At 73.4% G+C, this 18,602-nt stretch carries 21 protein-coding genes; 6 read left to right on the top strand and 15 right to left on the bottom strand.

Features of this window, described 5'->3' with window-relative positions; all coding sequences use genetic code 11:
- Positions 1-179: 179 nt before the first annotated feature.
- From QWJ13_RS19305 to QWJ13_RS19295, 3 genes are all read right to left on the bottom strand, one after another.
- Positions 180-977, bottom strand: coding sequence for a hypothetical protein (locus QWJ13_RS19305; RefSeq protein WP_316525908.1), 798 nt, complete (start codon positions 975-977; stop codon positions 180-182).
- Positions 974-1,546: an RNA polymerase sigma factor gene (locus QWJ13_RS19300; RefSeq protein ID WP_316525907.1), complete on the bottom strand. Its 573-nt coding sequence runs from the start codon at positions 1,544-1,546 to the stop codon at positions 974-976. Before QWJ13_RS19300 ends, QWJ13_RS19305 begins: the two co-directional genes overlap by 4 nt.
- A gap of 268 nt (positions 1,547-1,814) precedes the next feature.
- Positions 1,815-2,288, bottom strand: coding sequence for a MarR family winged helix-turn-helix transcriptional regulator (locus QWJ13_RS19295; protein ID WP_316525906.1), 474 nt, complete (start codon positions 2,286-2,288; stop codon positions 1,815-1,817).
- A 207-nt stretch (positions 2,289-2,495) separates the two neighbouring features.
- Here QWJ13_RS19295 and QWJ13_RS19290 point away from each other — a divergent pair, with 207 nt between their 5' ends.
- Positions 2,496-2,906, top strand: a complete 411-nt coding sequence (locus tag QWJ13_RS19290) for an organic hydroperoxide resistance protein (protein WP_316525905.1) — start codon at positions 2,496-2,498, stop codon at positions 2,904-2,906.
- Positions 2,907-2,994: 88 nt separating this feature from the next.
- Here QWJ13_RS19290 and QWJ13_RS19285 read toward each other — a convergent pair whose 3' ends face one another.
- The 4 genes from QWJ13_RS19285 to QWJ13_RS19270 all read right to left on the bottom strand — a co-directional run bounded on the left by QWJ13_RS19285 (position 2,995) and on the right by QWJ13_RS19270 (position 6,446).
- Positions 2,995-3,348, bottom strand: a complete 354-nt coding sequence (locus QWJ13_RS19285; protein ID WP_316525904.1) for an SHOCT domain-containing protein — start codon at positions 3,346-3,348, stop codon at positions 2,995-2,997.
- Positions 3,349-3,510: 162 nt separating this feature from the next.
- Positions 3,511-4,161: a LamG domain-containing protein gene (locus QWJ13_RS19280; protein ID WP_316525903.1), complete on the bottom strand. Its 651-nt coding sequence runs from the start codon at positions 4,159-4,161 to the stop codon at positions 3,511-3,513.
- Positions 4,162-4,386: 225 nt separating this feature from the next.
- The gene (locus tag QWJ13_RS19275; protein ID WP_316525902.1) at positions 4,387-5,013 is read right to left on the bottom strand and encodes a CBS domain-containing protein; all 627 of its coding nucleotides are present in this window, start codon (positions 5,011-5,013) and stop codon (positions 4,387-4,389) included.
- A 248-nt stretch (positions 5,014-5,261) separates the two neighbouring features.
- Positions 5,262-6,446, bottom strand: coding sequence for an FAD-dependent monooxygenase (locus QWJ13_RS19270; protein WP_316525901.1), 1,185 nt, complete (start codon positions 6,444-6,446; stop codon positions 5,262-5,264).
- A gap of 180 nt (positions 6,447-6,626) precedes the next feature.
- Here QWJ13_RS19270 and QWJ13_RS19265 point away from each other — a divergent pair, with 180 nt between their 5' ends.
- Together QWJ13_RS19265 and QWJ13_RS19260 are read left to right on the top strand one after the other, a co-directional pair.
- On the top strand, positions 6,627-7,340 hold the full coding sequence (locus QWJ13_RS19265) for a TetR/AcrR family transcriptional regulator (protein WP_316525900.1): 714 nt from the start codon (positions 6,627-6,629) through the stop codon (positions 7,338-7,340).
- A gap of 151 nt (positions 7,341-7,491) precedes the next feature.
- Positions 7,492-7,761 carry a GlsB/YeaQ/YmgE family stress response membrane protein gene (locus QWJ13_RS19260; protein WP_316525899.1) on the top strand — a complete coding sequence of 90 codons (270 nt, stop codon included), beginning with the start codon at positions 7,492-7,494 and terminating at the stop codon, positions 7,759-7,761.
- Between the two features lie 35 nt (positions 7,762-7,796).
- Here QWJ13_RS19260 and QWJ13_RS19255 read toward each other — a convergent pair whose 3' ends face one another.
- Entirely contained in the window at positions 7,797-9,677 is a 1,881-nt protein-coding gene (locus QWJ13_RS19255) for an APC family permease (RefSeq protein WP_316525898.1), read from the bottom strand.
- A 462-nt stretch (positions 9,678-10,139) separates the two neighbouring features.
- Between QWJ13_RS19255 and QWJ13_RS19250 the strand changes: the two genes are divergently transcribed.
- The 3 genes from QWJ13_RS19250 to QWJ13_RS19240 all read left to right on the top strand — a co-directional run bounded on the left by QWJ13_RS19250 (position 10,140) and on the right by QWJ13_RS19240 (position 14,102).
- Positions 10,140-11,750 (top strand): N,N-dimethylformamidase beta subunit family domain-containing protein, encoded by a 1,611-nt coding sequence (locus QWJ13_RS19250; protein ID WP_432277551.1) that lies wholly within the window; start codon positions 10,140-10,142, stop codon positions 11,748-11,750.
- Positions 11,751-12,008: 258 nt separating this feature from the next.
- Positions 12,009-12,743, top strand: a complete 735-nt coding sequence (locus QWJ13_RS19245) for a polyprenol monophosphomannose synthase (protein WP_316525897.1) — start codon at positions 12,009-12,011, stop codon at positions 12,741-12,743.
- 102 nt (positions 12,744-12,845) lie between these two features.
- The gene (locus tag QWJ13_RS19240) at positions 12,846-14,102 is read left to right on the top strand and encodes an FUSC family protein (protein ID WP_316525896.1); all 1,257 of its coding nucleotides are present in this window, start codon (positions 12,846-12,848) and stop codon (positions 14,100-14,102) included.
- A 97-nt stretch (positions 14,103-14,199) separates the two neighbouring features.
- Here QWJ13_RS19240 and QWJ13_RS19235 read toward each other — a convergent pair whose 3' ends face one another.
- The 7 genes from QWJ13_RS19235 to QWJ13_RS19205 all read right to left on the bottom strand — a co-directional run bounded on the left by QWJ13_RS19235 (position 14,200) and on the right by QWJ13_RS19205 (position 18,410).
- Positions 14,200-14,649 carry an SRPBCC domain-containing protein gene (locus QWJ13_RS19235; RefSeq protein WP_316525895.1) on the bottom strand — a complete coding sequence of 150 codons (450 nt, stop codon included), beginning with the start codon at positions 14,647-14,649 and terminating at the stop codon, positions 14,200-14,202.
- Positions 14,650-14,653: 4 nt separating this feature from the next.
- Complete coding sequence (locus tag QWJ13_RS19230; protein WP_316525893.1) at positions 14,654-15,127, bottom strand: VOC family protein; 474 nt, start codon at positions 15,125-15,127, stop codon at positions 14,654-14,656.
- 90 nt (positions 15,128-15,217) lie between these two features.
- Entirely contained in the window at positions 15,218-15,439 is a 222-nt protein-coding gene (locus tag QWJ13_RS19225; RefSeq protein WP_316525892.1) for a phospholipase domain-containing protein, read from the bottom strand.
- 43 nt (positions 15,440-15,482) lie between these two features.
- A complete protein-coding gene (locus tag QWJ13_RS19220; protein WP_316525891.1) occupies positions 15,483-15,749 on the bottom strand; it encodes a metal-sensitive transcriptional regulator in 267 nt (88 codons plus the stop codon).
- Between the two features lie 104 nt (positions 15,750-15,853).
- The gene (locus QWJ13_RS19215; RefSeq protein WP_316525889.1) at positions 15,854-16,201 is read right to left on the bottom strand and encodes a PRC-barrel domain-containing protein; all 348 of its coding nucleotides are present in this window, start codon (positions 16,199-16,201) and stop codon (positions 15,854-15,856) included.
- A 179-nt stretch (positions 16,202-16,380) separates the two neighbouring features.
- Positions 16,381-17,058, bottom strand: a complete 678-nt coding sequence (locus QWJ13_RS19210; protein WP_316525888.1) for a response regulator transcription factor — start codon at positions 17,056-17,058, stop codon at positions 16,381-16,383.
- Complete coding sequence (locus tag QWJ13_RS19205) at positions 17,055-18,410, bottom strand: sensor histidine kinase (protein WP_316525886.1); 1,356 nt, start codon at positions 18,408-18,410, stop codon at positions 17,055-17,057. Before QWJ13_RS19205 ends, QWJ13_RS19210 begins: the two co-directional genes overlap by 4 nt.
- Positions 18,411-18,602: the final 192 nt, after the last annotated feature.

Raw genomic sequence — 18,602 nt, 5'->3', positions numbered from 1 at the left:
GGGGCCGCCTCCGTCGCCGCCGCCCCGACCGGCGCCGGGGCCAAGGCCATGGCTGCCGCCCTCCTGGTGCTGCTCGGCGCCGCATACCTGGGCGCCGCGGTCTCCGGTCTCACCTGAGCGCCCCCACCTGCCGCGCCCCAACCAGTGCACCGCACCACCCCGCCCAGGCCCCGCCCCCGTCACCGGATCCGCACCACCCCCCGCCCCCGTACCGCCCGGGCCCCGAGCCCGCCCGGATCGGCGCGGGGCCGCGCCGCCATCGCTTCCCGCACCGTCAGCAGGATCTCGCCGTCATAGCGCTCCGCCAGCACCCGGGCCAGCTCCGCGGCACCTCCTGGCCGGACGTCCGGCGCCAGCTCCGGCAGTCGGCCGGGGGCGCTGAGGTCCTGGGCCTGGGCGGCCCAGCGGGCCGCGTCGCGCCGCGCGCCCTCGGCGGCGTAGTGCACCGCCAGGCAGTGCACGGCCAGCTGGTCCCCGTACTGGGCCGCTATCCGCCACCAGAAGACACCGTCCGCCGTGCGGCCCATGCCGTACAGCAGGCAGCCGAGGGTGCGGAAGGCCGTCTTCTCGGCGAGTTCCAGGTCCAGGGCCAGCTCCCCCGGTTCCACCGCGCCCGCCACCCCGGCGCACAGGTGCCGCAGGTCGCGCCGCAGCTCCGCCCGCCCCCTGGCCCACCGGGCCTGCCCCGGGCCGACGCACGCACCGGCAGCCGCCCCCGGACCGGACCCGGCGGCCGTTGCCGCCCCGCACCCGGAGCCTGCCGCCGCTGCCGCCCCCGGGCTCGTCCCCGAGGTGGGAGCGTGCGGCGGCCGGGCCCCGGCGGGCGGGCGGGCCGGGCGTTCCCGTACGGCCGGGGTGGGTCGACGGGCGGCGGCGAGCCGCTCGGCGAGTCGGCGCGTGAAGTCCACCGGATCGTGGTCGCCGAACTCGCGCTCCAGCTCGACGGCGTGCGCGCGCAGCAGGTCAGCGACCCTCATGGCGCCGTCCCGCCGTCGTCAGGGTGCTCCAGCAGGTACTCCAGGTGGCGCCGGCCGAGGCTGTAGTAGGTGCGGGCGGTGGTGTGCGCGATGCCGAGGGACTGCCCGATGTCGGGGTACGACAGCCCTGCCTGGCGCAGCCGGACCACGTCGGCCTGGACGGGCGCGGCCCGCGCGAGTTCCTCCATCGCCCAGTCCAGGGCGTCCAGCTCGGCGAGCTCGTTCAGCTCGTCCTGGCTGGTGTCGGGGCGGCGCTGGGCGATCACCCGCAGGCGCTTGCGTTCGGTGCGGCGGCGCTCCCGCAGCACGTCCACCACGGCGTCCTTGACGATCTTGAAGGCGAAGGCCTTCGGATCGGGGCTGGCCAGGGCCCGGCGCCAGCTCTTGTAGAGCGTGGCGCCCGCGTTCTGGACGGCGTCCTGGGCGTCCTCGCGGTGCCGCAGGCGCTGCTGGGCGTAGCGGAGGTAGCCGGAGTTCTCGCGGGTGAAGAAGGCCTCGAAGTCGTTCGGCAGGTCGCCGAGCGGGTCGGCTCTCAGGCCCCACTCCTCGCCCGGCCCGGGAGTGCTCACGCGGACCCCCTCTCGTGGGTCAGCTGGCCGGCCCACCGGATGGCACGCCGACGGCCCCTTGGGGCTCGTGGTGTAACCGTCCGGGAGGTGCGGGATGTTGACCGGATCGGGCAGACAATTGGCGAACGATTCCGTTCACTTTTGAACAGCACCGTTGACCTGCCGCTTCGCCTCCGGAAGCCGAACCGCGCCACTCCAAGCGTGAGCCAGATCACAGAGCGCGACAGCACGGCTTGACAAGCCCGGCGACACGCCCCACCGCCGCCCCCTACGGCGCCGGCTCCACCTCCGCCGCGTCCAGCGCGACGGTCACCCGGTCCAACAGGCCGCGCAGCGTCGCCAGATCCTCAAGCGGCAGCCCGGCCGCCGCGAGCAATCGACGCGGCACCTGCCCGGCCCGTTCGCGCAGGGCGATCCCCTCGGCGGTCGGGCGGACGGTGACCGACCGCTCGTCCTCCGGGCTCCGCTCCCGGCGCACCAGCCCTGCCGCCTCCAGCCGTTTGAGCAGCGGGGAGAGCGTCCCGGAGTCCAGCCGCAGCCGCTCGCCGATCCGCTTGACGGGCAGCTCCCCGTCCTCCCAGAGCACCAGCATGACCAGGTACTGGGGGTAGGTCAGCCCGAGGTCCCGCAGCAGCACCCGGTACACACCACCGAAGGCGCGGGAGGCCGCGTTGAGCGAGAAGCAGATCTGCTGGTCCAGGCGGAGGAGATCCTCGTCCGCCATGCCGGGGTCGGTGCTCATGAACCCATGGTACCGATCACCATTGCGCCATTTAGTTGTGCGCAACTGAATTGTGTGCTCTACTTATCGCACCGCAGCACAGCACACCGCGGGGCAACGCAGCACAATCCGACGCCGCAAGGCGCAGCGCAGCGACGCAACGCGGCGACAACCGGAGTCACACCAACCACCGCCACAGCGGAACCCAGGACCCAAGGGGAAGCGATCATGGACGCGATCTACACCGCAGCCGCCACCGCGAACGGCCGTGAGGGCCGTGCCGTCAGCTCCGACGGACAGCTGGACCTCACGCTGGCCATGCCGCCCGCACTCGGCGGCAGCGGCCAGGGCACCAACCCGGAGCAGCTGTTCGCCGCCGGCTACGCCGCGTGCTTCGCCAGCGCCCTCGGCCTGGTCGGCCGGCAGGCCGGGGTGGACACCAGCGAGGTCTCGGTGACCGCCGAGGTGTCCATCGGCAAGGACGAGGCCGGCTTCGCCCTCGCTGCCGTTCTGCGCGTCGAGCTGCCCGACGCCCTCGCGGGCGAGACCGGCGAGCTGCTGGTCAAGCAGGCGCACCAGGTCTGCCCCTACTCCCGCGCCACCCGGGGCAACATCCCGGTCGAGCTGGTCGTCGAGTAACCACCCTCGCCGGGTAGCCGTCGCAGCCTCCGCCGACGGACCGGGCCCGCCGTACCCGTGTGCGGCGGGCCCGCCCCGTACCCCGAGGTCATCCGTCGCCCGGGCCGTTCGCCGAACGCAGCGTGTCCAGTCTGTGCCGGTACTCCTCAGCGTCGATCTCACCCCGCGCGAACCGCTCCGCGAGCAGTTGCTCCGGAGCCGCCCCCTGAACCCCGTCGCTCGCCTGCCCGGACCGGCCCCAACCGGGCGGCCCCACCTGGCCGGACCCGCCGGTGCCCGATCCCGGCCGACCGGGCGGAATCGGCTGCCGCGAGTGCGACACGTAGCGGAACAGGGCCACGGCGAGAAGCACGACGATCACCAGGAACAGCAGCGTCCCGAACGCCATCAGTCCCATACCCCAGCCACCCACGATGTGGCCGCGTCCGTGCCAGTACCTCATCAGGACCTCCTCCTCCGGCCCCGTCGGGGCCCGCCGAGGTGAGCAGCGCCTTACCACCATCGTGCGCCCGTCACCGGTGAAAGCGGCGTGAGGAAGGCACCGGAGGACGGTCCGGCGCTCAGCCGAGGCAAGCAGCATCACGGACCGTGGCCCCCCGGACGCTCAGCGCTCGACCTGGAGGCTGTGGCACACCCAGCTCAGTCGGTCCGGCCCGCCGCGCGGCGGTCGGGCGTGATACGCCCCGTCCGCCACCGACATGTTGACGATCAGGTAGGCGGACCACCCGGCCCCGACCCCGTGCAGGTCCGCGTAGACCAGCTCGTCCTCCACGTACCAGTCCACCGAGTGCGCGCCGAGCACCACCCGCAGGTCGAACGTCGCCCCCAGGTCGATCCCGGCGTCCGCCCCGTGCCAGTACCGGAAGCCGCCCCGGACGTGGTTGGAGATCTCCAACAGGTCCGGGTTGTCCGGGTGGTACTCGAAGACGTCCACCTCGTTGCCGCCGTCCCGCCAGGTCCAGATCGCCGGCCAGGCGCCGAGCTCGACGGGCAGCGTCACGTTCGCCGTCAGCACGTCGTCGGTGCAGACCTGGAAGCCGTCCGGACTGCCCTCGGTGGTCAGCAGGTTGCAGCTCCACAGCCCGCCGTTGTGCCGCCTGGTCGCCGCGAAGACCCCGTCCGGGCAGTAGTCGCGACTGAGGTAGTCGAGTTTGTGGTCGCTCCGGTTGGTCGGCCCCATCCGGGGATAGGCGCTGCTGCGCCCGGCGATCCACTGACTGGTCGAAGTGAAGTCGGCGTCGAACACGACCGCCACGGCCGCCTCCCCGAAGCTCCGGAGCCCCGGCAGTCCACACGGCCGGGCACACAGGGTGAGTTACCCGATACCCTCCGCAGTATGCGAAGTCGGATCGTTCGAGTCGCGGACGAACGTCCGGGATCCGGCACGGACGCGACCGATCGGCAGACCGGCCGGCAGACCGACCGACGAACCACTCCACGGACAAGCTCAACCGGCCGACGAACCACGCGGCCGACGGGCTCAGCCGACCGCCGCCGCTCCCCCGGCCCCGAGCCGGTCGGTCACCGAGACCACCCCGTCCACCGAACGACACAGGTTGAGCACGATCGGCACCAGGTGCGGCTCGGGCACGGTGCCGCTGAGCACCACCCGCCCCTGGTTGACCTCCACCCCGATCTCCGCCGGGCTGACCCCGTCGATCCGGCCGAGCACCTCCTCGACGATCTCCCGCCGGATCACCATGTCCTCGCGCAGGAACACCCGCAGCAGGTCACCGCGGCTGACCACGGCGACGACCCGCCCCTCCTCGTCCAGCACCGGCAGCCGCTTCAGGCCGTGCCGGCTCATCATCCGGGCCGCCGCGACCACGCTGGTGTCGGGGGTGGTGCAGACCGGCTGCGCGGTCATCAGGTCGGCCGCGGTCACCTCGCCGTCCGGGCCCGCCTGCGCCGACTCGGGCGCGGGCAGCAGACTGGCCGGGTCCTCCTGTGCGGCCAGGGTGCGTAGCAGGTCGGCCTCCGAGACCACGCCGAGTGGCCGCCCCTCCGCGTCCACCACGGGTACGCCGGTGATCTCGTACTCGCTCAGCAGTGCCACGATCTCCCGGAATCCGGTCTCGGGCGAGACCAGGACCACGGGGCTGGTCATCACGGATTCGACGGTGGCATGCCGCACGCCGGTTCACCTCGTCCAACGGTGCTGGTCCGACCAGGCGGATCGTCCTGACCGGTTACCCGCAGCATCGCTCGCCACGGCGCAAATGGCCAGGGGCCAAGGGGCCGAACGGGTGGGACCTTGGGCCTCCGCCCCGAACAAGCCCCCTACGCCCAAGCCCCATACGGCCGAGACCCATACGGCCGAGACCCATGCGTCCAAGACCCATGCGACCGAGCCTCCTACGCGCGGATCAGGTCGGACTCGTAGTCCGGCAGTTCGACGCTGCTGACCTGCTTGCCGAGCTCCAGCATCCGGTCCAGCGCCCACCGCCGGTTGAGCAGCCTTTTGCGCAACCGCAGCCCCGTCCCGGTGCGCGGGGCGAGGAACGGCCCGGTCCGGTCTCCGCCCTTCTGGCAGCCCCGCGCGTAGCCGCGCAGCAGCTTCTCGTAGCGGTCGAACGCGGTCCGGTGGTCGCCGCGCGCCCGGGCCAGCTCGCCCGCCAGGACGTAGGCGGCCACCACCGCCGTCCCGGTGCCCATGCCGCCGATGGTCGCGCCGAAGGCGGCGTCGCCGATCAGGGCGATCCGGCCGGTCGACCAGGCGGGCACGTCGGCGCGGCTGATCGAGTCGAAGTACAGCTCGGGAGCGGCGTCCAGGCTGTCCAGCAGCTGCGGCACCCGCCAGCCGAGGCCCTCGAAGGCGGCCCGGACCAGGGCCCGCTGCCGCGCCGGGTCGTGGCGGTCGTAGCGCAGTTCCGGCGAGGCGAAGAGGCAGAACGCGCCGGCCCGGCTCGGGTCGCGGTGGGCGGCGCCGACGGACATCAGCCGGCCGGGGACGTTCAGGCCCACCGCGCCGACCGGTAGCCCGAGGTCGTTCGGCAGCTGCCAGGTGGCCGCGTAGTAGCCGAGGTGGCGGACGTAGCGCCGCTCGGGGCCGAAGGCGAGCCGGCGGACGGTGGAGTGCAGCCCGTCGGCGCCGATCACCAGGTCGAACTCGCGCGGCGCCGCGTGCCGGAAGGCGACCCGGACCCCGCTCGGGGTCTCCTCCAGCGCCGTGACCGAGTCGCCGAAGACGTACTCGGCGCGGGTGCTGCTGTGCCGGTGGAGCAACTGGGCCAGCTCGCCGCGCGGGACTTCCAGGTCGCCGCCCGCGAACTCGGCGGGCAGGTGCAGCAGCCGGCGCCCGTCGGGGCCGACGAAGGTCATCGGGCTGCCGCCGGTGCCGAGCGCGCGCAGCTCGTCCAGGACACCCATCCGCTCCAGCACGGTCAGGTGGGTGCGGCCGCGGAAGTCGACGTCCTGGCCGCCGTCGCGCAGCGCGGGGGCCAGCTCGACCACGGTCACCTCGAAGCCGTACCGGCCCAGCCAGTGGGCCAGCGCGGGGCCGGCGATGCTCGCGCCCGAGATCAGGACCTTGGTGCTCATGGAAACCACTCCGTCCGAGGCAAGAAACTGTGTCTGGCGGACACCGTTTATTGCTGTGTACGGTAGACACAGTTGGATCGGCGTGCAAGCCCCCTGGCAGAAGGCCGATCCGGAGCGCAGGCACCCACCGGGAAGCCCCGGACAGGAGCCCCAGGACAGGACCCCTCAGGACGGGAGCGGATGATGGCCGAGGCGGCGAACGACACGGTGCGGCTGCTGTGGGGCCCGCCGGCCAAGCCGACCCGGGGACCGAAGCCGGCCCTCAGCCTGGAGCGGATCGCCGCGGCCGGGGTCGAGATCGCCGACGCGGAGGGGCTGGGCGCGGTCTCCATGCAGAAGGTGGCCGGGCTGCTCGACTTCACCAAGATGTCGCTCTACCGCTACGTCCCGGGCAAGGCCGAACTCGTCGCCCTGATGGTCGAGTCGGCCGTCGGCGAGCCGCCGACGGCGCCCGAGGGCGTCGGCTGGCGGGGGCAACTCACCGCCTGGGCCCACCACTTGGCCGATTCCTTCGCCCGCCACCCGTGGCTGCTGGACGCCACCGTCGGCCCGCGGGTGCTCGGCCCGAAGGAACTCGCCTGGCTGGAGCGGGTGGTGGCGGCACTCGACGGCCACGGGCTGACCGGCCCCGAGCGGATGGACGCCGCCGTCCTGCTCACCGGGCACGTACGCGGGATCGCCGCGCAGTCCCGGCATACCGGCCCGGCCGGCAACCCCGAGGCCGAACTCCTCGCCGCCCTCGGCACGGTGATCCAGGAGCACGCCGACCGCTTCCCCGCCGTCGCCGCCGCCATGGCCGACCCCGGCGGCCGGGACCAGGCGCTGGAGTTCGGTCTGGAGCGCATCCTGGACGGCCTGGCCGCCCTGGTCGCACGCCGCGCCGACGCCGACTGACGCACCGGGCCGGCCGGACGTCGCCGACCTGCGCGGTCACCCGTCGACGTGCCCGTTCGACCGATCCGGGTGATCATGGGACGAACCGCGTCTTCGACGAGTCGGCGCACCGGGCTGTCGGCCCGGACGGGCGCCCGGAAGGTGGACTCCGATGTTCCAGCTCCTGTGGATTCTGCTCATCGGCTTCGTGCTCGGCGTGATCGCCAAGCTGATCCTGCGCGGACCGCAGTCGATCCCCTGGTGGATGACCATGCTGCTCGGCGCCGCCGGGGCATGGCTCGGCAACGCCGTCTCCGGCTGGATCGGCGTCCGGCACACCTCGGGCATCGACTGGATCCGCCACATCCTGCAACTCGGCTTCGCCGTCGCCCTGATCGGTTTCGTCGCCCCCGCCTGGGCCAAGTCCCATCGGACCCGCTGACGGAGCCGCGACACCAGCGACGGCCCGGGCCGGCTTCAGCCCACGTGCACGGCCGGTCGCCGTGACCGGTCCGGCTCGGCCTCGCGCAGCACCTCGCGGGTGACGGGCGCGATCTCGCCCTGCCCGAACAGGAAGAACCGCAGGAACTGGGCGAACGGGTTGCCCTCGGTCCATTCGAAGTAGATGTGCGGCTGCTGCCCGGTGAGGTCGCGCACCTGGAGCAGCAGCGCGGCCAGCGCGTTGGGCACGCTGGAGCTCTGGAGCGCCAGCACCCGGTAGCGGTCGTGCAGCACCTCGCCGCGCACGGTCAGTTCGGCCTCGAAGTCGGACGGGTCGAGCACGGTGACCTCGACGAAGACCAGGTCGTCCTCGATCGGGATGTCGTTGTCCCGCCGGATCTGGTGGATCTTCTCGCGGTACTCGGCGAGGTCCCGGTTGTTCGGCTCGTTGGCGATCAGCCGGAGCGGCCGGTGCGTGTAGTCCCGGACGAACCGCTCCGCGACGCCGTCGAGCACCACGTCGGTGACACGCAGCTCGAAGGCGCGCTTGAGCCGGGAGAGGAAGGAGACCAGCATGATGCCCGCGATGAAGCAGGCGCCGATCTTGACGCCGTCCGGCCGCTCGTCGATGTTCACCGCCGTGGTGTAGAGGAACACCGCGGAGATCACCGCGAAGCCCACTCGCCAGTGGCGCTGCCCGGCCCGGTGGGCGGCGATGGTGACGGCGATGGCGGCGGAGCTGATCAGCACCAGCACGCCGGTCGCGTAGGCGCCGCCCTGGGCGTCCACGTTGGCGTCGAAGACCCAGGTGACCAGGAACGCGATCAGGGTGAGCACGATGACGGTCGGCCGCACGGCCCGCGCCCAGTGCGGGGCCATGCCGTAGCGGGGAAGGTAGCGCGGCATCAGGTTGAGCAGCCCGGCCATCGCCGAGGCCCCGGCGAACCAGAGGATGGCGATGGTGGAGAGGTCGTAGACGCTGCCGAAGGTGCTGCCCAGGTACTGGTGGGCGAGGTAGGCGAGCGCCCGGCCGTTGGCCTGGCCGCCGGCCTTGAACTGGTCGGCCGGGATGAGCAGCGTGGTGATGAAGCTGGTGGTGATCAGGAAGACGCTCATGATCACGGCGGCGGTGGTCAGCAGTTTGCGGGCGCCGCGGATGCGGCCGGTGGGCTTCTCCTCGGTGTCGTCCGGGTCGCCTTCGATGTGCGGCATCACGGCCACGCCGGTCTCGAAGCCGGACAGGCCTAGCGCCAGTTTCGGGAAGACGATCAGCGCGACGCCGATCATCGCGATCACGTTGCCGTGCTCCACGGTCAGCGCGTCGGTCCAGTCGCTGAACACGTGCGGGGCCCGGAGCACGTGCCACAGCCCGTTGGCCACCACCACCACGTTCAGCGAGAGGTAGACCGCGACCAGCACCACGGCCAGGCCGATCGCCTCGCTGAAGCCCTTGAGGAAGACGGCGCCGAGCAGCGCGACCATGATCATGGTCAGTGTGATCTGCTTGCCGGTCAGGGCGCTGTGCAGGTGCGGGTTCTCCACCAGATGGGCGCTGGCGTCGGCGGCGGACAGGGTGATGGTGATCATGAAGTCGGTGGCCGCGAAGCCCAGCAGGGTCAGTACGAAGAGCTTGCCCTTCCAGAACGACAGCAGCCGTTCCAGCATCGCGATCGAGCCCTGGCCGTGCGGGCTCTCCTGGGCGACCCTGCGGTAGACGGGCAGCGCGCCGAGCAGGGTGACGACCACCAGCACGATGGTCGCCAGCGGCGAGACCAGGCCGGCGGCGAGTGCGGCGATGCCGGGCTGGTAGCCGAGCGTGGAGAAGTAGTCCAGGCCGGTCAGGCACATCACCCGCCACCAGCGCTGGCCCTTCTCGGCCGGCGCCTCGGCGTGCGGGCCGGGGTGCTGCTTGGCCATGTCGGACAGGCCTTCCAGCAGCCAGGCCCGGAACCGCTCGCGCCGGGGGGAGGACGCCGACCCCGCTTCGGCCGAACCCGACGAAACCACGTGCACCCCTGTCCACGACTCGGCCGGGCAGGCACCGCTCCGGCCCCCCGGTGGCCGCCGGACGGCGGGCCTGGTCAGGCTAGGGGACCGGTCCGCCGGGGCCGGGCACCGCGCGGGCCGACACGCCCGGGGTGCGCCCGTACGGCCCTCCCCCGCGCCGGGCCGCACCCGCCGGTGCCCGTCGACACCCGGCGGCGCCCGCGGCCCGGCGCGGCGCTCTGCACAGGCCTCGCGAAACGCGCGAGGATGTGCGCGCGCACCGACACGCCGGAGCGGCGCACCACGGCGCGCCACCGGTCGGGTCGACGCACCCATGCACACGGGCAGGACCAGGGACAGGCCGCGAACCGGCCGGAGAACAGGGAGGTCGCGGTGGCGGAGCCGAGCCGGCGGAGGATTCTGGGCCTGGGCCTGATGGCGGCGGCCGTCACCTCCTGCGGCCCCCGCCGCCCCGACCCGGCCCCGGCCGCACACCCGTCCGACCCGGCGTCCGGCCCTTCCTCCGACGCCGCGCCGGCCGGAGCCGCCGACTCCGGAGCCGCGCCGGGTGGCCGGACCGCCGACGGGCACAGCGGCCCGAAGAGCGAGCAGTCCCTGCGCGGCGACCCCGACTGGGAGATCACCGACCCCGGCCCGGACGGCGCCATCGAGGGGTTCGCCGACCGGGTCAGCGTGCTGCCCGGGGAGACCTTCGGCCTGCACGTCTCCACCCCGGCCGCCGCGTTCACCGTCTCCGCGTACCGGATGGGCTGGTACGACGGCGCCCGCGCCCGGCTGGTCTGGCGCCGCGAGCACGTGCCCGGCACCAAGCAGGCCGCGCCGCACGTGGACCCGACGACCCGCACCGTGCTGACCGGCTGGCAGCGCACCCTCGCGGTGGACACGGCCGGCTGGCCCGAGGGCGCCTACCTGCTGCGACTGGACGCCGAGGACGGCTCCGGCCGGCGCTACGTTCCGCTCACCGTCCGCTCCGCGAACACCGCCGGGAAGACCGTGGTGATGAGCGCCCCGGCGACCTGGCAGGCCTACAACGAGTGGGGCGGCTACAGCCTGTACAACGGCCCGACCGGCGGCCTGGCCACCCGCTCGCTGGAGGTCGTCTTCGACCGGCCGTACGACTACGACAACGGCGCCGGCCTGTTCCTGGTCTACGAGGCACCGCTGGTGGCGCTCGCCGAGCGGCTCGGCCTGCCGCTCGCCTACACCACCGGCATCGACGTGGCCCGCGAGCCCGGCCTGCTGGCCGGGGCGAGCGCCGTCCTGTCGCTCGGACACGACGAGTACTGGTCGCCCGAGCAGCGCGCCCACGTGGTGGCGGCCCGGGACGCCGGGACCAATCTGGCGTTCCTGGGCGCGAACTGCTGCTACCGCCGGGTCCGGTTCGAGCCCACCGACCTGGGGCCGGACCGCACGGTGGTCTGCTACAAGGACGCCTGGGCGCAGGACCCGGGCCACCGGGCGGGCGCCCCGGCGACCACCGACTTCCGGGCCGAGCCGGGCGCCGACCCGGAGAGCTGGATGCTCGGCGTCATCTACGACGGCTATCCGGTGGACGCCCCGTACGTGGTCACCTCGCCCGGCCACTGGGCCTTCGAGGGGACGGGCGTCGCGGCGGGAGCGTCCTTCCCGCACCTGGTCGGGGTGGAGTACGACCGGGTGAACACCGGCTTCCCCACCCCGCACCCGATCGAGGTGATCGCCCACTCCCCCGTGGTGTGCGACGGCCGGCACTCCCACTCCGACACCGCCTACCACACCGTGCCGAGCGGTGCCGGGGTGTTCGCCACCGGGACGATGCGCTGGGTCGAGGCGCTGGAGGCCCGCGGGCCCGGCGGCGGCAGGGCCGACCACGGCATCGACTCGCACGCCGGGGACCTGGTCCGCCAGGTCACCGAGAACGTCCTGCGCGCCTTCGCGGCCGGCCCGGCCGGCCGCGCCCACCCGGCCCAGGACAACCTGGCCACGGTCTACGGCACGGCGTAGCGAGCCGGCTGGAGGTCTCCGCCGGGCCGAAGCCGGATGGTGCGACGGGGCGTCACAAGCGTTTTCCGGGGCCGCCGTTCCGGGTGTCCGCGGCCGGTCGCCGTACCGCATCGTGGTCGAACGGACGTCCGTCTCCCGGCCGGGGGAGGAAGCCGTCCGAGCCCCGGATACACTCACACGGTCCAACCAGCGCAGGTCATCAGGAAATCCGACCGGTACGGCAGCGTGCCGCCGGCGAGGGCACGAGGGAAACAGAACATGGTCGAGGCCTCCCCCAAGGTCGTTGTGGTCGTCCCCACGTACAACGAGCGGGAGAACCTCCCGGTGCTCGCGGGCCTGCTCGCGGAGCTCGCGGTGCCCAACCTGCACCTGCTGGTGGTCGACGACAACTCCCCCGACGGCACCGGCGAGATCGCCGACAAGCTCGCCGCGGAGTCCGACGGCACCGTGAGCGTGCTGCACCGCACCGAGAAGGACGGCCTCGGCCGCGCCTACCTGGCCGGCATGGCCAAGGCCCTGGACGACGGCGCCGACATCGTGGTCCAGATGGACGCCGACCTCTCCCACCCGGCCTCGGCGATACCCGCGATGGTCGACACCCTGCTCACCGAAGGCACCGCCGTGGTGCTCGGCTCCCGCTACGTCCCCGGCGGCTCGACCGCCGCGGAGTGGCCCTGGCACCGCAAGGCGCTCTCCGCCTGGGCGAACTTCTACGTAAACACGATCCTCAGCCTCGGGGTGAGGGACGCCACCGCCGGGTTCAAGGCCTGGCGCGCGAGCACCCTGCGCGCCATCGACCTGCCGACCGTCCAGAGCAACGGCTACTCGTTCCAGGTCGAGATGAACTACCGGGTCGTCAAGCAGGGCATGACGATCCGCGAGGTGCCGATCCGCTTCGAGGAGCGGATCGAGGGCGCCTCCAAGATGAGCATGGGCGTCCAGGTCGAGTCCGCGCTGGCCCCCTGGAAGCTGCGCTTCAACCGCGACAACTGACGGACCCGCCCGGCCCCGGCCGGCCGGGCGCGATGCGGTCGTACGGGTGCCGCGCGGCCCCGGGACCGGTGTGAAGCACCGCTTCGGGGAAAGAAGGGCGTCATGGCCCTTCTCCCGGAGACACTCGCGGACCTGGTCCGACGCGGCGCCCGAGACCCCTTCGTGGTCCAGACCGTAAGGGCCACCGTCGCGGCCACCATCGCCTACGCGGTGGCGACCCGGCTCAGTAGCGAGCCCGCCCCGCTGACGGCGCCGCTGACCGCGCTGCTGGTCGTCCAGGTCACCGTCTACTCGACGCTCAAGACCAGCGTCCGCCGGGTCAACTCGGTGGTGGTCGGAGTGCTGATCGCGATCGGGTTCAGCGCCGTGGTCGGGCTGTCCTGGTGGAGCCTCGGGCTGATCATCCTGGCCTCGCTGGTCGTCGGCCGGTTCGTCCGGGTCGAGGAGTTCGTCCAGGAGGTCGCGATCAGCGCGATGCTGATCCTGGGCGTCACCAAGCTGGCCTCGCAGGCCTGGGACCGGGTGTTGGAGACGCTCATCGGAGCCGCCGTCGGCCTGCTGTTCAACCTGGTGTTCGCGGCGCCGGTCTGGGTGGACACCGCCGGGGAGTCCATCGAGGACCTCGCCCGGCGGGGCCGCCAGCTGCTGCTCGACCTCTCCGAGCAGCTGGGCCGCCCCACCCCGGTGGCCCGGGCCGCCGAGCGGCTGCACGAAGCCCGCCGGCTGGACCAGGCCATCGCCGACGTGGACGCGGCGCTGCGCCAGGCCGAGGACAGCCTGCGGTTCAACCCGCGGATCAGCGAGGGGCTGCTGTCCCGGCTGGTGCTGCGCACCGGGCTGGACACCCTGGAGATCTGCGTCGTGGTGATCCGGGTGCTGGCCCGCTCGCTGACCGACCTGGCCAAGCGGCGCGGGCCGGACGAGGAGCTCTTCCCACCGGACGTCGCGGTGGCGCTGGAGGAGCTGCTGGCGCACGTGGGCGGCGCGATGGTGAGCTACGCGGTGCTGGTGACCACCCAGGTGAGCCGCAACGCCGAGGAGGCGGAGGAACGGCTGACCGCCGAGCTGGCGGCGGCCTGGACCTGCCGGGAGAACGTCGCCCAGGTGCTGCTGCGCAGGGTCCAGGAGCACCCGGAAGCCTGGCAGCTGCACGGATCGATACTGGCCGAGGTGGACCGCATCCTGGACGAGATGGACCTGGAGCACCGCAGCCGGCGGCTGATGGAGGAGCTGGACCGGGCCTCGGTGGCGAACCGGGAGCGGTTCTCCCGCTACGCCTGGTTGCGCCGTCTGGTGCGCGGCGAGCGGGCCCGCGACGGCCGGGCGGCCGGTACGGCGGAGCGCCGCCCGGCGGCGTAGGCCGGGCGGCGATCCGCCGTACCGGGGCCGCGGTCAGGGCGCCGGCGCGTCACGACATCGGCGCATCAGGGCGTCGGGACGTCAGAGCGTCGGGACGTCAGGGCATCAGCCATGGCTGCTGGGGCAGCGGATGGCCGGTCTCCAGGTAGGTCTTGAGGTTGGCGAGCACCGCCGACCAGCCCTGTTCGGCGTCCGCCCGCGCGGCCTCGTCGCCGAGGTTCTCGTGGATGACGGTCAGCCGGGTGAGGTCCTGCCAGCCCTGGATCTCGAAGGTGACCCGGGAGGGCCAGCCGGAGCGCTGCTCCTGCGGCCCGGTCCAGGTGGTGACCAGCCGGTGCGGGCGGTCGGCCGCCTCGACGCTGCCGATGACGTCGGCGATGCCGGAGCCGTCGGCCCGCTGGTGCTCCCAGGGCGCGCCGGGCAGCCAGGTGGAGACGTTGCGGTGGCCCCAGTAGATGCCGGACTCGTCGGCGTTGGTGAGCGCGTGCCAGACCCGCTCGGGGGTGGCCCGCAGGTAGGTGATGCCGCGGTGGGTGAGGGCGGTCACGGCCTCACCCCGCGGCCGCGTCGAGCAGCGGCTGGATCTCGATCTTGTGCATCCGCAGCATGGCCGCGAAGACCCGCTCCGCCTTGGCCCGGTCCTCGCCGGAGACCAGGTCCAGCAGCACCTTCGGGGTGATCTGCCAGGAGAGGCCGAAGCGGTCCTTGAGCCAGCCGCACGGGGCTTCCTGCCCGCCGTCGGCGGTGAGCTTGGCCCAGAGCTCGTCGACCTCCCGCTGGTCGTCGCACTCCACCTGGAGCGAGACCGCCTCGGTGAAGTGGAACGCGGGGCCGCCGTTGAGGGCCACGTACTCCCGGCCCGCGAGCTCGAAGTCGACGGTCATCACCGAGCCGGCCGGGCCGGGGCCGGTGTCGCCGTAGCGGGTGATCCTGGTGATCCGGGAGTCCGGGAACAGCGTGGTGTAGAAGGCCGCGGCCTCTTCGGCCCGGTCGTCGAACCAGAGGAAGGTGCTGATTTTCTGCATGCGCCCGACGGTAACGGCGGGGTTCGGCACGGCGGCCGAGCCACGGCCGGGGGTCACCGGATCGGCGCCCCCGACCCCTTGACCACAAGCTCAGTGGCCCGCGTAGCGCTGGGTGAAGCGCCGGCCGGTGTGGGCGGTCACGATGACGTCGTAGCGGCCCTCCCGGTCCAGCGGCCAGGCCAGGTCGGCCTGTTTGCCGGGCCTGACCCAGACGGTCCGCGCGGTGCCCGCGAAGTCGTTGGGCGCGGCGGTGTCGGGCGCCCCACCGGCGCCCCGGCGGACGCGCGAGGAGGGCCGCGGCGGACGGACCACCGCGGCCCTCCTCGGACCTTGACCCCGAGGGGAGTTCCGCCGATCAGGCCAGGGCGAGGAAGAGCTTCTCCAGCTCGGCCTCGCTCATCGGCGCGGCACCCTCCTCGGCGCCGGCCATGCACTGGCGCATGCCGCTCGCGACGATCTTGAACCCCGCCCGGTCGAGGGCGCGCGAGACGGCCGCGAGCTGGGTGACCACGTCCTTGCAGTCCCGGCCCGCCTCGATCATCGCGATCACTCCGGCCAACTGGCCCTGAGCGCGACGCAGTCGGTTCAGGACCGCGCCGACCGCTTCCTCGTCCACCTGCATGTCGGGCCGCCTTTCACATCGACTGTCGATGGACAAGTGTACCCGGCGGGGTATTCATTCCCGGGTGGCGAAAGCCGTGCTCTTCGCCACCTGCCCGGTGCGGCTCAGCGGCGGGCCAGCCGGCGCTCCCCGCCCGCCCCGGTCGTGTACGGGAGTTCGTAGTACGCGAACACGGCGGGTTCGTCCTCGGCGGGCAGCACGTCGTCGGTGCCGATCGCCGGGGCCTGCTTCACCTGGCTGCGCGGGTACGCCACCCGGAGGTAGTCCGGCCCGGCCAGCGCTCCGTCCAGCGGGACGAACGCCAGGCGGCGCCGACCGGCGAAACCGACCGTGACGGTGGCGAAAAACGGCTCGTCGCTGGCCGTCTCCACGTAGACGGACTCCAGCGAGCCGATGCGGTGGCCCTTCTCGTCGACCACGGGGTGTCCGCGCCACTCGCGGATGTCTGCCATTGCGATTCCCACCGCCCGACCTCCCGTCCCCGGCTGTTCCGCTGCCCCGGTCTCCCATCCTGCGCCGCGGGCGGCGGGGCCGCGCGGCGAGCCTGCGGGGGCGTTCCTCGCCCGAGGACAGGGACGTCCCGGAGGGCCGGGACCGGACAGCTCGGACCGGGCCGCTCAGACTGGGCCGCTCAGACCGGGCGGCCGGGTGGGACCAGGCCGGTCTGGTAGGCGATGGCGACGAGTTGGGCGCGGTCGCGGGCGTCCAGCTTGGACATCGCCCGATGCACGTGGGTGCGGACGGTGAAGGGGCTGACGAACATCCGCTCGGCGATCTCCTCGTTGGTGAGGCCGGTCGCGGCCATCGACATCACCTCCCGCTCACGGGCGGTGAGGACCGACAGCCGTTCGTTCGTGGGGGCGGCGGACGCCGGCTCGGGATGGGCCAGCAGCTGGTCGATCACGGCGCGGGTGGCGGCGGGCGAGAGCAGCGGCTCGCCCGCCGCGACGGTGCGGACGGCGGCGAGCAGTTCGTTCGGGTCGGCGCCCTTGCCGAGGAAGCCGCCGGCGCCCGCGCGCAGCGCCTGGGCCACGTACTCGTCGATCTCGAAGGTGGTGAGGATGAGCACCCGGGTGCCGGAGAGCTCCTCGTCCCCGCAGATCTCGGCGGTGGCGCCGAGGCCGTCGGTGCCGGGCATCCGGATGTCCATCAGCACGACGTCGGGCTTGGTGGCCCGGGCGAGCTCGACGGCCTCCCGGCCGTCGGCGGCCTCGCCGACCACCTCCATGTCGTCCTCGGCCTCGATCAGCATGCGGAAGGCGCCGCGCAGCAGGGCCTGGTCGTCGGCGAGCAGTACCCGGATGGTCATGCGTGGTCCCTGTCTTCTCGAACGCCGCGGTCCGGTCGGGCGGCGCGGTCGTCCTGTCCTTCGGCTGGTGTCGGGTGGGCGGTGCGGGCGGTGCGGGCGGCCCGGGCCACTTCGGCGGCGGTGAGGGCCGCGGCGGCCGAGGGGCCGTCGTCGCGGGCGCCGGTGCGCAGCGGCAGTTCGGCGGTGACCAGGAAGCCGCCGCCGGGGCGCCGGTCGGCGTTGAGCCGGCCGCCGACCGCCCCGGCCCGCTCGCGCATGCCGATCAGGCCGAAGCCGCTCTCGCTCGGGGGGTGCGGGGGGCGGAGGACGGCGCGGGGGCGGCCGGGCACGGTCGGTCGGCCGTTGGCGACGCTGACGACGACCCGGCTGCCGGTGAAGGCGAGGGTGACGTCGGCGTCGGCGCCGTGGGCGTGCTTGGCCACGTTGGTCAGCGACTCCTGGACGATCCGGAAGGCGGTGAGGTCCACGCCGGGCGACAGCGGGCGGGCCTCGCCCTCGACGGTGAGCCGGATCGGCAGGCCTGCCCGCTCGAAGGTGTTGATCAGCTCGGGCAGCCGGTCGAGGCCGGGGGCGGGTTCGAGCGGGGCGGGCTCCTCGGCCCGGCGCAGCAGACCGACGGTGGCGCGCAGTTCCTGGAGGGCCGAGCCGGTGGCGTCGGTGATGTGGCTGAGCACCTCGCGGGCCTTGTCGGGGTGGCGGTCCATGAGGTGGACGGCGATGCCGGCCTGGGCGTTGGCGAGGGCTATGTGGTGGGCCACCACGTCGTGCAGGTCGCGGGCGATCCGGATCCGCTCGTCGGCGACCCGGCGGCGGGCCTCCTCCTCGCGGGTGCGCTCGGCGCGTTCGGCGCGTTCCTCGATGGACGCGAGGTGTGCGCGGCGGTTGCGGATGGAGTCGCCGAGGGCGCCGGGCAGCAGGGCCCAGGCCAGGACGCTGATCCGTTCGCCGAGCGGGCCGCTGGGGCCGAGCAGCAGGGAGATCCCGGTGAGCAGCATGGCGGTGGCGACCGAGGCGCGGAAGGCGGTGGCGCGGTCGGTGCGGACGGCGAGGAAGTAGAGCGAGAGCAGCAGCGGGGCGGCCAGCATCGGGGTGAGCCGGGGGCTGGTCCAGGCGAGCAGCATGGTGCAGAGCAGCGTGAAGGCGACCACGGCGCGCGGCCAGCGGCGGTGGAAGAACACGGCGAGGGCCGCGACGAGCGCGAGGACGCAGGTCGTCGGGTCGGCCTTGACGAACTTCCCGGCGGTCTGGTCGGTGGTGGCGCCGAGGGCGGTGATCGTGATCAGGGCCACGCCTCCGGCGGCGTCGAGCATCCGCGGATGGTCGCGGCGCAGGCGCTGCCAGGTGTCGCTCATGCTGGTGCTCTCCGGGTCGGGGGGCCTGGTCGCGCGCCCTCCTCGGGCGGCGCCGGTTCGTACCGGGCCGGCCTCGTGGGGGCGGTGGGGGTGTGCTCGGGGGCCGCCGCACGTGCGGCGGCCCCCGAAGCAACGGTAACGGTTGGGGCTCGAACCGGTGTCCGAGTCAGCCGGTGCCGTACCTGGCCCAGC

It is taken from the genome of Kitasatospora brasiliensis (assembly GCF_032654805.1).
In the GTDB taxonomy this organism is placed as follows: Bacteria; Actinomycetota; Actinomycetes; order Streptomycetales; family Streptomycetaceae; genus Kitasatospora; species Kitasatospora brasiliensis.
The sequence above is the reverse complement of the archived record's forward strand: the minus strand, read 5'-3'. Positions and strand labels throughout refer to the sequence as shown.